Genomic DNA, 12,509 nt, shown 5'->3' on the forward strand with positions numbered 1-12,509 from the left:
CGGTTCTTCTAGTTCAGGACAAATCCTTCATAGCCATTGGCCGCTGCTTCTCTGCAGAGCTGGAAGTAGTTGTTGGCACCTCCGAAGAACACGTTGACTGCGCGGGCCTTGCCCTCGACGTTTGCCCCGGTGAACCAGGACTGCACGTCGACGCCTTTGGCGGCGGTCATCGCCTTGGCCGCCGCTGTGACCGTCTGAGCCCAGTCGGTTTCACTTGGACTCGACGGCTTCGACGGTGTTCAGGTCGTGGCTGTTCATGTGCGCGATCAGATCGACGCTCCAGTCAACGGTTTCTTCGATACAGGTCGGCAGATTGGCGAAGGGGCTCAGCGGTCCGGTGACCGTGAGCAGGTTCGGAAATCCTGCCGTGGCGAAGCCCAGGGTCATCAGCGGCCCGTCCGCCCACTTATCGGTCAGGGTGATTCCGTTGCGACCCCGGATGTCGATGCGGGTGAATGATCCGGTCGCTGCATCGAACCCGGTGGCAAGGATGATGGTGTCGACGTCGTAGGCGTTCTGTGCGGTACGGATCGCGGAGGCGGTGACAGCCTCAATGGGTTCGGCGTTGAGGTCGACGAGGGTGACGTTCGGGTGGTTATAGGCTTCGTAGTAGCCGGTCCCCGCGGGTGGGCGGTTGGGCTCCGTAAGTGTAGCCCTTCGGGGTCAGACGTTCGGCGACGTCGGGATCGTTGACGATGGCGCGGATCTTGTTGCGGATGAGTTCGCAGGCGGTCTCGTTGGCGGTGTCGTCGACCGCGACATCGTCGAATGTCTCGAACAGGAAGTGAAATCCGCCTTTATTCCAAGCTTGTTCGTAGATTCGTTCGCGGGTCTGCTCATCGACAGCTACTGCGTTCATCCCGACTGTCGCTATGGGCAGCGCAAAGGGGTGTTGACGTAGCTGTTTGGCGATGTCGCGGTGCGGCGTCCGCAGATCGGTGATGTCCTGATCGGTCAACGTGCGGTTCTGGGCTGGTACCACGTAGTTGGGCGTGCGCTGGAAGACTGTCGCCGCGTCGGCCTGCGGCGCGATGATCGGCAGAATCTGTATCCCGGTCGATCCGGTTCCGATGAGGGCCACGCGTCGGCCGGTGAAGTCGATGTCCTCGTGAGGCCATGTGCTGGCCTGGATGACAGTTCCGGCGAAAGTGTCCAGTCCGTGGATCGTGGGGGTGATCGGTGCCGAAACGAGCCCGAGCGCCGAGACCAGAAATTTCGATGTTGCGGCCGTTCCGTCTGCGGTGCGCACTGTCCAGGTGTTGGTGGTGTCGTCGTACTCGGCTGCGGTGACTCGGGCGTTGAAGCAGTAACTGCGGCGAAGGTCAAGCCTGTCGGCGACGAACTCCAGATATTTGAGGACCTCGGGCTGAGAGGGATAGCGTTCAGTCCATGTCCAGTCCCGGACAAGATCGTCAGACCAGCTGTATCGGTACGCGGTGTAGGGGCTGTCGGTGCGGGCGCCGGGGTAGCGGTTCCAGTACCAGGTCCCGCCCACGCCCGAGGCGGCTTCAAAGGCTTGCACACGCAATCCCAGATTGTCGCGCAGTCGGTGCACGGCGTACAGCCCACCCATTCCTGCGCCGATTACGATGACGTCGACATCGGCGGTTTCGGAGCCAGATTCGGCAGAGGTGTTCGCGGTGGTCGTATTGCGCTGTGTCATGGCTCATTCCTCATCGTGCAGCGGTTCTCAGTTGCCAGATGTACTGTCCTGCATGTGATTCAAGCCTCACTTCAGGAGAGTTGGTGTTGCATCGCGCTACACCGAGACGCCGTTACCCGGCGGATACCCCACCGTCGAGCACCAGCGTTTGGCCGGTCATGTAATCGGAGGCGTGCGATGCGAGCATCAGGATCGCCCCGCTGAATTCGTGGGCCTCGGCAATCCGACCCATGGGGACCTGGGCCTTAAGCGCGGCGACAAAACTCGGGTCGTCATACACGCCGCCGGCGAGGCCAGTACGGACGAACCCGGGGCACAGTGCGTTGATCTGGATGTTGTGCGTGGCGTACTGCAGGGCGCATTCACGCGTGAGGTTGACCACCGCCGCCTTGGCAGCGGTGTAGGCCGGCATAGGTGTTCCCTTGGATCCATGCAGCCCGTACATCGAGGCAACGTTGATGACCTTGCCGTACCGGTTGGCGGCCATGTGCCCCAGAATGGCTCTGCTGCAGAGGAATACGCCATCGAGGTCGACAGCCAATACTCGGCGCCAATGGTCGGGCTTTACTCGGTGCAGTGGTACCGCCCGGAGGTCACCGATTCCGGCATTGTTGACCAGGATGTCGATCCGCGCGTGCTGAGTCAGCGCCGCGTCGGTCATCTTGGCTACCGATGCCTCGTCGGTGACGTCGAGGTGGGCCGAGGACGCATGCAATCCGGCCGCGTTGAGTTCCTCGCTCAGATGGTGGGCTTTGTCCGCATCGAAGTCTGCGCAGATGACGCTGGCCCCGGCTCGGGCGAGTACCCAGGAAAACGCGGCTCCCAACCCGCCGGCGGCACCGGTGACGATGGCGGCGCGGCCGGTGAGATCAAAGATGTTCGGCATGGCCATAAGTCAGCTTCGCGGGAGGCCGAGAAGTCGCTCCCCCAGATAGTTCAGAACGCTCTCGTTGTTGATGGGGGCGATCTGGAGGACACGGATCATCGGCCAGAGCGTGATGACATCGGTTTCGTAGACGAAAGCCGCGCCCCCGTGGGTTTGTATGGCGGCATCGATGGCCGATAGCGCCGCCCGCGATGCCAGCAGTTTGGCCATGTTGGCCTGCTCGCCGGCATCCTCTCCAGCGTCGTATTGTGCTGCGGCGGTGTACATGACGTGACGTGCGGCGGCCATCTCGGCTTTGGCGAGCGCGAGCGGGTGTTGCACTGCTTGAAATGCGCCGATGGGTCGGCCGAACGGTGCGCGGGTTTTGGCGTACTCGACCGCTTTGGACAGCGCGTACTCGCCCAGTCCCAGCGCCCAGGCCGCGATGGTAATCCTTTCCTGGTTCAGCACGCTGAGCAGGTGATCGAAACCCAGTCCTTCTTCCCCGATCAGCGCCTCAGCGGGTACCTCGACGTCATCGAAGAACACTTCGAACTGGTATTCCGGTGCATACCATTCAATGTCGAGCTGTCGCATGCTGACCCCGGGCGTGTTGAGATCGACGGCGAAGATCCCGAAACCGTGCCGGCGGCCGACGTGTTCTCCTGGCTGCGCGGTGCGGGCCAGCAGCAGGATGTGGTCGGATTCATCGGCAGCGGAGATATATACCTTCTGGCCGTTGATTCGGTATCCGGCTTCTGTGCGCCGTGCGGTGGTGCGCGAAGCGAACGAGTTCGTTCCCGCCTCGGGTTCGGTGACGCCCAGGCAGAAGCGGCGCTCACCGCTGATGGTGGTGAGCACATGGTCTCGGATGTGGGCTTGCGTTCCGAAGCGCAGGATGGCTTCGCGAGAAAAGGTGGTCAGGGAGTATTGCAGTGGCGGCACGCCGGCCCGAGACAACGCCTCCATGACGGCAACGCATCCGGTCAGGCCGCCGCCGGCGCCGGCGCCGCCGAGATGTTCGGGGATGCCGATGGCCAGCAAGTCGGCCGCCACGATGGCTTCCCAGAGTTCTGGTGCGTGGGTGCGCTGGCGGGCCCGTTGCAGGTATAGCGAGGGTGGGCAGGCTGCCACGACACTGTCGACGGCGTCGAATACGGACGCGACAAGGTCGGCGTGGGCGGGATGCACGCCGAGGGTGGGGCTGGCATTCACCGGGTGCGCTCCTATTTTCCTGTGAAGTGGGGCGTGCGCTTCTCAGTGAAGGCGCGTGGTCCTTCGCTTGCGTCGTCGGAGGTGATGACTTGCTTGTTGAAGGCGTACTCGAGGTTGAATGCCGCGTCGTTGGCCAATGCACGCACGGCAATTTCTTTGGCGGTCTGCACGGCGCGAGGGGCGTTGGCGCTGATGGCTTTAGCCACCCCGACGGCATGGGCGAGTAACGCCTCGTGTTCGACGATGTCGTTGATGAGCCCGGCTTGGTGGGCGCGTTGGGCACTGATCGGCTCGCCGGTCAGCAACATTTGCATCGCGATGGCCCAGGGCACTTGTTGAGGCAGTCGGACGTGACTGCCTCCGCCGGCGATCAGACCCCAGCGCACCTCGGGCAGTCCGAACGCGGCTGAGGGGGTCGCGAGGCGCAGGTCGGTGCCGAGCAGCATCTCCAGTCCGCCGCCGACACAGACCCCGTTGACCGCCGCGATGATCGGCTTGAAGATGTCGCTGAAGAAGCGCTTGCTCGCATCGGGCACGAGGATGCTCAGTTCCCCGGCAGTCAGACGCGGAATCAGTTCGGCCAGGTCGCCGCCGGTGCAGAACGCGCGTTCGCCGGCGCCGGTGAGCACGATGGCCCTGATACTGTCGTCGGCTGCGGCATCCCCGAAAGCCGCGGCCAGCTGGCTTAGCATGTCAACGGTCAACGCGTTGAGTGCCTGTGGGCGATCCAACGTGATGATCGCGACGGGTCCGTCGGTGTCGAAGGTGACCTGTCCTGAGCTCATCGGCGGCCTCGCTGCGGTCGACGGTGCAGGGTGGGCGGTGGGCATGGTGTCGCTACCACGGTGATGACGTGGGTGGGCTGCATCAGAAGACCTCAACTGTGATCGAAAGGCACCACATCGTGTGGGCTCGACTGTGAGGCTATGGGCGCACAGTTTGGGTGTGGTGTTGCATTCCGCGCCAGTGCAGGCCTTCGGCTGTCAGTAGGCATTTACCCGCAGATCCAGACCGAGGGCGCGCACTTTGCGGTACAGGGTGGATCGGGCAATGCCTAAGGTGTCAGCCGCCTGCTGTTTGTTGCCCCCGGCTTCGTGCAGTGCGCGCATGATCATTTGCGCCTCCGCCTGCTCCAAACCAGACAGTTTGCGTCGTGCCGCGCGGGCAAGGACGTCGGAGGGCAGGTCCGCGGCCCCCACGTAGCCGGTGGTGGCGCGGGCGAGCAGGTGCCGTGTGGCGCCGCGCATCCCATCACCGACGCCGAACTCGTCGAGGCCTATCGCGCCAACGCCCTGTTCGACGCCCATAACGACGACCCCGAGGTCGGCTATCGCTACCTGGTCGAAGAGGCCCGAGAGGCCGGCGAGTCGATGGCCGAGCGCACCGCCTGGCGGATCTGCTCGCAGAATCAGTTGTGGAGCGTGTTCGCCCAAGTTGCGCGGCAAGAACGGCAAGGTTGGCCCGCCGGTCCACGATGACCTGGTCGAGCGGGACTTCACCGCTGATGCCTCAAATCGTCTGTGGCTGGCCGATATCACCGAGCATCGCACCGATGAAGGCAAGCTCTATCTCTGCGCGATCAAGGACGTATTCTCCAACCGCATCGTTGGGTACTCGATCGACTCCCGGATGAAGTCCCGGTTGGCCAGCGCAGCGCTCAGTAGTGCGGTGGCGCGCCGCGGTGATATGGCCGGGTGCATTCTGCATTCTGATCGCGGATCTCAGTTCAGGTCAAGACGATTCGTCCACGCACTCGGCCGCTACGAGATGGTCGGATCGATGGGCCGGGTCGGTGCGGCCGGCGACAATGCGGCCATGGAAAGCTTTTTCGCTCTGCTCCAAAAGAACGTGCTCGATCGCCGCCGCTGGAGCACACGCGAAGAGTTGCGGATCGCCATCGTCACCTGGATCGAACGGACCTACCATCGCCGCCGACGCCAAGCCGGACTCGGGCGGTTGACCCCGATCGAATTCGAAGCCATCATGACCACACCGGCCAGTCAGGCCGCGTTACCGTAACTGTCACCTGATCATGCAGCAGACCCATACGTGCGACCGTTCATACGTCACTCCCATTCCAATCGATCACCTGCCAGACGACCGCGGCTGCATTGGCCATGAGCGAGGAGTGGGCGCAAAATCCCGGACATCTCCATCATGGAAGTACCGAAACTCGCTCGCGATACCATAGCTGGTGGATCACCGACCCCCAGCCGATCGGTGCTCAACACAACAGGTAGCAGCCCGCCACCGAGAGGTAGAGAGTCGGCAGCCGTGAACGGTCTCGCTGTCGCTGACGGCGATGACGTATTCCACGGTGAGATCCAAAGCCGGTCGGTCCGCGTCTTGTGCTGTGTTCACTTCATTGGTATCGGCAGACCCTCGCTTAAAACGGGCCGTGCTGGCGAGTTCAGGGGCCAATTGTTCTCTGCCAACGATTCTTTGTGGCGTGCAACGAATTGTGATCGCTGCCGCGGGTGGCAACTGGGTGTTCCTCCAGGAGGTAGCGGATAGCGTCGGTGTCCGTGCAGAGAAGGCTTGCCAGCGTTGAGGGCCATGGGATCTGGTCGGCTAGTCGGTGCAGCATGGCGATGTTGATGTGATCGATGTCGGCACTTGGTACGTCTAACCCTTCGAGCAGAAACAGGGGCGGATCGTAGGTCAACGGTTCATCGATTCGGCGGCGGGCGAGGAATAGTCGCCCTTCGTCCCAAAGCGCCTCGGCCAGTTGTGGAGTCGCTACCAAGGGGAAATTCTTGATTTGTTGGCGGAAAGTGTATGGGTGTTTCACGCACTCGCCGTAAGCCAGCATTTCTGCCGGAAGACCGCTGATCTTCTCAAAAAGCACGTGACGCACCGCCTCATGAGTGAGGGAGCCACCAGGCAACATCTCTACGTCCCGGCAGAGTCGGCGCCAACTGGCCTCGGTCAGCAAGTCCGAATAGTCCAGGCCTCGACGCCTCGCGTAGTCGATGATTGGGTCACGCGTGCAGAGGTAGTCGGCCAACCGCGCGATTGCTTCGCTGATAGCGGGCCAATGAGGATCTTGACTCAATGCCTTTATGGCGCTTGCTATGGCGCCGGTTGTCAGTGTGCCGCAGAGAAGGCCGACCGCGTCCGCGCAACTAAGCTGTGTCGCTGCCAACAGCGTGCGGACAGACAGGTGCTCCCGTGTCGCTGAGGAGTGCGAGCCGATCGGTTGGATGCGGACAGTCCACGACTGCCACAACATCGTCGGGATTCTGCGGGCCAAGCATTCCGGGGTGATCTGGTTAACGGGTGCAGCGCTGGAGATCCGGAGCGAATAATCTCGACGCATGTCGGCAATCGGCGTCCGCTTCGAGCCGGCGACCTTGGCGCACGCCGCGATCAGCGAACTGCTCGCCATCAGCCATGTGGGTCGTCCCGCGCAGAGAGACTGGGCGGCGCAGGCCGCAGTCGGATAGAGCCAATCCATTTTCGTTGCCGCCTCAGCCGCCGAGCGCGATTCGAGGATGTTCAGCGAGGCGCCGAGTGTTACAGCGGTTTCGGCAGCCGTGGAGGGAGCGCCGAGCAACGGTTGCAGTGGCCAGATGGCCGGAAGCGTGGGGCGTGATTCGGCATATGAGGCGAGGAGCTGTTCTGCGGGGGCATCAGCGAGTTGATTGATCCGAATGTGGTGGCGGACGCGGGCCGCCAGCAGGGCGATGTCGGTCAAGATTTGACGTGCCGATTGCGGTCGGTGGCCGTATAGACCGAAATCAGCTTGTCCGTTTGCGGTGATCAAATCGATCTGCCTCTGTGTGTTGATAAGGGGGTGATCGGATGCCAACACGAATGGCGTGGCAGCAGTGAGGTCGCCGGGACACGGCTCCGTCCTGGCCCCTGCTGTGCAAGCGCCAGGTCGTGGAACCTGACTCTTCCAAGGCGTCCTTGTTCGCTGCCTCCGCTCGCACACCGGACAGGTGTCAGCCAGAAGGCAGTGGTGCACAGTACAGGCGAATGACCATCTGAGCCTCCACGACAGTTGCCAGCGTCCACCGGTTTCGGCCAGGCATTGTGGGCAATACCGGGACGCACCTACGTCGCTCCAGGGAAATGATGAGTCGACCTGACCACGATCGTCTACTTCCAGGGCTCTGCCCCGCAAGTGGCTCACAAGCAGCGTGCTGGCGCGTACCCGATCGATGCCGGTCTTGAAGGCAATAAGGTCAAACTGCTGCTCGCTCAGGCGCACCATCCACCCGTAGCCGGGGTGCGGTTGAATCGCGTAAAGGTGTGCCGTCGCACCAAAGGAAATGCGGTACCGTCGGGCTTGAGCTTCAAGCCATGAATCGAGCGCTTCGCCATCCAGCGGTGCCACCCGGATCGGTAACGTCCGGGTATTCGTTGTGTGCACTCTTTGAGTGTCTCCAGCTTGTCTGCCCGACTAGCTGGGCAAAGAGCCCGCGCATAAGAGACTCGGGATCGGCGGCCAGAATGGGCAAATAGGGCACGCACGAAGGCCGCTGGCGAGGGAATCCAAAAGGATCGGCAAGAGTCCGCCACGCCACTTCGCACGATATACCGGTGCCGAATCACGACGGCGACTTCAAGCGACCGCCACGGGTCGTGCGCCCAGTACCTGCCTAAGCTTCGAACCTGCCGCGCCGTCAAACAAGGTCCGACAATCGGATGTGGATGTTGAAGGTGTGGGGCCGGCAATCCAGTGTGAAGGTGATCGCCTATTCGGGCGCAGGCGAGGCTGGTGAACCATGTCGTACTGTGTGCACTCGCGGCGGCGATTTCGACGAGCGGTGGCCGATGTGTCGGCTATCAGGGCGGGCCGGCACTAAAGTCGAGCGCCGTGTGGAACCCGTTTCGGAAATCGCCGGCGCCAGTTCGTGGTGCCAAGTTGGTGGCGTTGACACCCAGCTACGACGAGGCCGCCCACGGCATTTACGTCGAACATCTAAAGAATGTGTTCACCGACCGTGAAAACGGCATCCTGAACATTGCAGTGACGGGCGGATACGGGGCCGGCAAGAGCAGCGTGCCAGCGGAGTTGGCTAGTGAACGCAGCAAGAGGACAGTCACCATTGCACTGTCCAGCCTCGGCGAGGACAGCGGTCAAGAACAGGACGGCAGTCGCGCTGCAATGCGCTCTCAGTCCAACAAGATTCAAAAGGAGATCGTCAAACAGCTGCTCTACCGCGCCGATCCGCCGAACGTCCGTGCGTCGCGCTTTCGTCGCATCACCAGATTTCGATGGTCGCGTGAGATCACGCTGGGACTGTTTCTGGCTGGTGTCGCGTTCGCCGTGATGTTCTTGGGCGGTTTCGCTGATCGTTTCGTCGCTCTCTTCGGCGAAACGACGCACCTCAAGATCGTTGCTCACGCGACGGTGTACGCACTTCTTGTCATCACGATATTGGGAACGCGCTATGCATTGCACAATCGGGTGTGGGTGGAAAAGCTCGGAGCCGGGCCAGCCACAGTGGCGTTGTCGAACCAATCCGCCAGCTTCTTCGACGAATACCTCGACGAAATTGTCTACTTCTTCGAAGCCACCCCCTTCGACACAGTCATCTTCGAGGACATCGACCGCTTCGATAACCCCTTGATCTTTGAAACGCTGCGCGCACTGAACACCATCCTGAACACATCGAAGCAACTTGATGGTCGACCGATTCGGTTCATTTACGCATTGCGGGACAGCATCTTTGAGCAATCCTCGTCAGCTGAGGAGGACTCACCAACCACACAGGACATGGCGGAGGCGGTGATGGGTCGAGCCAACCGGACAAAGTTCTTCGATCTGGTTGTGCCAATCGTTCCTTTCATCAGCCATGTCACGGCAGGCGACCTCATGGCCCAGCAGATGAGACAGGTGGGTTCTATCGCTCCGGCGTTGATCGATCTGACGTCGAAGCACATTACCGATATGCGGCTGATCAAGAACATCCGTAACGAGTTCGCGATATTCCAACCCATGTTGCTCAGCGGCGGGTTCGACAATCTGGCCGGCCTCACCCATAGCACTCTGTTTGCCCTGTTGTGCTACAAGAACATTCACCTCGCAGACTTTGACAAGATCAAAGACGGAAGGAGCGAACTCGACACGCTGTACAACATGGCACGAGAACTTGTCGAGCTGAACATCGTCCGCATCAACGACGAAATTGATCAAGCCAGAAGCACACTCAGCGGCGACGACGAACAGGAGCTGGCGTCGTACGCGGGCTTGGTCGGTGATCGCCTCGTTGCCTACATTCACCGGCTCCAGAGGTTTCAGCGGGGGCCCGGCCACATCACCGGCCAGGTCACGGTGTCCTTGGCAGGCCAATATTCGTCGGTTGGCCACTTCAACGATCCCGAGCACCCAGCCGGGTTCGACGAACTGCGCACCGTAGCTTTCTGGGCCAGGGCGCTCGAAAGCCCCGTGACACCATGGGCACTCGAAATCAATGGCCCCTATGCGAGCGGCAGGATCGCTCTGGCAGATCTCGAAGATGCTGTCCAAGAGCGGGTGTCGCTCGTCCATTGGAGCGACGCGAGGCGTGCCGAGGTCCAAGCGCGGATCGCGCAGTTAGAACTCGACAAACAGTTCCTCCGGGAAGCCAGCATGGCCGACCTGGCTTATCACCCAGAGTTCCGCACCGCTACGCGGCAATCGATGGACGACTTGATTGACGATACCCTCAAGTCGAAGTTGGCGGCAGAGCTGGTGCGAAGGGGCTACATCGATTGGAATTTCAGCCTCTATGTCGGGCGCTACTACGCGGGCCGAATCACGGTGAGAGCCAAGAACTTTATCGTCCATCAGGTGCAGCGAAACGTTATGGGGGTTTCGATCTCGCTCACGGAGGAAGACGCCGAGGACATCTTGAGAGAATCAATCGACTCCGTTGGTGACCGCAGCCTGTACAACGTCTCTATCTTCAACTTCCTACTGAGCCGCAACCCAACATCGACAGAATCGGATTACTGGCGTTCGTTGACCGATCAGATGTTGCACCCCTTAACGCGTTGGGGTAGCGACGAGCAAACTTTCGTCAAAGCCTACGTATTGGAAGGACGACATGAGGGACAGTTCGTTCGACGGCTGAGCGCGATGTGGGGGTACATCCTGATGGCGATTTTCGAACTCGATATAGCCGATGACAGAACGTGGCTGAGGTTGGTCGACGACGCACTCGTGGGCATGGACGGCGGGCGTGCCTACGAGGTCAGCTCAGAAACGCGAGCGTACATCGCCAACCACTACGCAGATCTCACGATATTCACGGGTAATCCAGACCTCTATACGAGTTGGAGTTATCCAGAAGCTGAGGACCACGTGACGGCGTGCCGAATCCTCGAACAGTTGAGTATCCGGTTGCCGTCTCTGGACCTTCTGAGGGAGGGCCTTCACGATATGGTTGTCGAGCGAAGCCTGTACACCCTTACTACACAGAATCTGGCCGACGCCCTAAGGCAAGATAGCGCTGAGAGCATCGCGCTCGATCGCCTCCACGCCGTGAACCCCACAGTGTTCGGTTATGCAATCGCCAACGCCGGCGTCTACGCAGCCGCGCTGGCCCGCGACAACGATGCTCGCGGTGGGCAGGCGCAGCGGTACACCGTGGACGCGCCCGAATCGTTCGTCGGAATCATCTCAACTGTATTCGATTACGACGCGAAGGCAGTCGGCGAGATTGCTCGGCTCGCCGCGCCCGACTGCCGGGTCAACGACCTCGACGAAGTCGATCCACAAACCTGGCCGCCACTGATGCTAACCGGCCGGATCGCGGCCACCGCCGCCAATGTATGGGCCTACATCGAGAACTACAGCGTGGACGACGCCCTGGTCGAACTTCTGCGAACCGCGAAAGCCATCGGCAATTGGAGCGACCTGGAGCCCGAAACCCAGCTAGAACTAGCCGAATGTCTCGTGAGCTCTGCCCAGATTGGGTCCGCCGACGTGCGTGTCAGGCTGATCCACGGCGCAGCGCGGCCGCTGGACCTGTCCCATATCCCACCGGAGAACGGACAACTATACGGGCTACTGATCCAGGCAGGATTCATCGACGAGAACCCCACTAACCGGGAACGAATCAACCATGATACTGACTGGGAGACACGCGAATTCGCGATCATCCAATCACCGCGCATCATGGAGCACGACGCACCGACACTCGTCTTGACCACCGACCTCGCCGACCTGTTCGCCAGCGAGCGCATCCCAGTCGAAATCAAAGACCGAACTCTGCTGCGGCTACCGGACTACCCGCAACCGCTCACTCAGAACACGGTGGCCGCCGCGGCCAGATACGCCGACTCCGTGCACGCTGTCGTGACACCCGAGATCCTGACTCTGATGGCATCGGGAGGGGCGCCGACAAACACGATCATCGCCTTGGCCAACGTTCAACCAGCCAACTTCACCGAGTCCATGACCCTTCAGCTGTGGACAGAATTAGGACCGCCCTACGCCGGCGTAGTCGATCCCGCCACCACTGCGATCAGAATGCCGAAAGACGAAGCGCACCGATTGTTCGTCAACAAGTTCAAGAAAGCGTGTAAGGGATGGACTAGCAGGGCGGCGGGCACCGAGATCACCATGACGCGCAAGCAATAAAGCCACGGGCCTTTGCTGTGTAGGTAGTCGCCGCCGACTTCGACCAGACGCTTGGTGCGTATTTGGATCGTTTCCGTCAGTGACGACGCCGACGCCTTCCGCAGCGTTCAAGCCTGAGTTTGGACACCTTGGCCGATTTTCGCAGTTGATAGTTGCTTGACCTGCTGTTTTGGGCTGCGCGGTGGGTG

At 61.1% G+C, this 12,509-nt stretch carries 9 protein-coding genes and 2 pseudogenes; 2 read left to right on the forward strand and 9 right to left on the reverse strand.

Features of this window, described 5'->3' with window-relative positions; all coding sequences use genetic code 11:
- Positions 1 to 8: 8 nt before the first annotated feature.
- The 7 genes from A5699_RS29110 to A5699_RS30145 form a co-directional block, all read right to left on the reverse strand.
- On the reverse strand, positions 9 to 170 hold the full coding sequence (locus A5699_RS29110) for a hypothetical protein (protein WP_003881685.1): 162 nt from the start codon (positions 168 to 170) through the stop codon (positions 9 to 11).
- Between the two features lie 40 nt (positions 171 to 210).
- On the reverse strand, positions 211 to 387 hold the full coding sequence (locus A5699_RS29115; protein ID WP_003881686.1) for a hypothetical protein: 177 nt from the start codon (positions 385 to 387) through the stop codon (positions 211 to 213).
- 208 nt (positions 388 to 595) lie between these two features.
- Positions 596 to 1,663 carry an NAD(P)/FAD-dependent oxidoreductase gene (locus tag A5699_RS28495; protein ID WP_003881687.1) on the reverse strand — a complete coding sequence of 356 codons (1,068 nt, stop codon included), beginning with the start codon at positions 1,661 to 1,663 and terminating at the stop codon, positions 596 to 598.
- Between the two features lie 112 nt (positions 1,664 to 1,775).
- Positions 1,776 to 2,549 carry an SDR family NAD(P)-dependent oxidoreductase gene (locus A5699_RS12870; RefSeq protein ID WP_065069398.1) on the reverse strand — a complete coding sequence of 258 codons (774 nt, stop codon included), beginning with the start codon at positions 2,547 to 2,549 and terminating at the stop codon, positions 1,776 to 1,778.
- Between the two features lie 9 nt (positions 2,550 to 2,558).
- The gene (locus tag A5699_RS12875; RefSeq protein ID WP_003881691.1) at positions 2,559 to 3,743 is read right to left on the reverse strand and encodes an acyl-CoA dehydrogenase family protein; all 1,185 of its coding nucleotides are present in this window, start codon (positions 3,741 to 3,743) and stop codon (positions 2,559 to 2,561) included.
- Between the two features lie 11 nt (positions 3,744 to 3,754).
- Complete coding sequence (locus tag A5699_RS12880) at positions 3,755 to 4,528, reverse strand: enoyl-CoA hydratase/isomerase family protein (protein ID WP_003881692.1); 774 nt, start codon at positions 4,526 to 4,528, stop codon at positions 3,755 to 3,757.
- A 198-nt stretch (positions 4,529 to 4,726) separates the two neighbouring features.
- The gene (locus tag A5699_RS30145; protein WP_080596740.1) at positions 4,727 to 5,050 is read right to left on the reverse strand and encodes a helix-turn-helix domain-containing protein; all 324 of its coding nucleotides are present in this window, start codon (positions 5,048 to 5,050) and stop codon (positions 4,727 to 4,729) included.
- Between A5699_RS30145 and A5699_RS12890 the strand changes: the two are divergent.
- A pseudogene (locus A5699_RS12890) lies at positions 4,991 to 5,762 on the forward strand (IS3 family transposase); the annotation flags it as partial. The gene A5699_RS30145 and the pseudogene A5699_RS12890 overlap by 60 nt on opposite strands.
- A 391-nt stretch (positions 5,763 to 6,153) precedes the next feature.
- Here A5699_RS12890 and A5699_RS12895 read toward each other — a convergent pair.
- Positions 6,154 to 7,440, reverse strand: a complete 1,287-nt coding sequence (locus A5699_RS12895; protein ID WP_067769791.1) for a hypothetical protein — start codon at positions 7,438 to 7,440, stop codon at positions 6,154 to 6,156.
- 267 nt (positions 7,441 to 7,707) lie between these two features.
- Positions 7,708 to 8,121: pseudogene (locus A5699_RS30280) on the reverse strand (TniQ family protein); the annotation flags it as partial.
- 348 nt (positions 8,122 to 8,469) lie between these two features.
- Here A5699_RS30280 and A5699_RS12900 point away from each other — a divergent pair.
- Positions 8,470 to 12,321: a hypothetical protein gene (locus A5699_RS12900; protein ID WP_157561220.1), complete on the forward strand. Its 3,852-nt coding sequence runs from the start codon at positions 8,470 to 8,472 to the stop codon at positions 12,319 to 12,321.
- Positions 12,322 to 12,509 lie beyond the last annotated feature (188 nt).

This window comes from Mycobacterium sp. E802 (assembly GCF_001666875.1).
In the GTDB taxonomy this organism is placed as follows: Bacteria; Actinomycetota; Actinomycetes; order Mycobacteriales; family Mycobacteriaceae; genus Mycobacterium.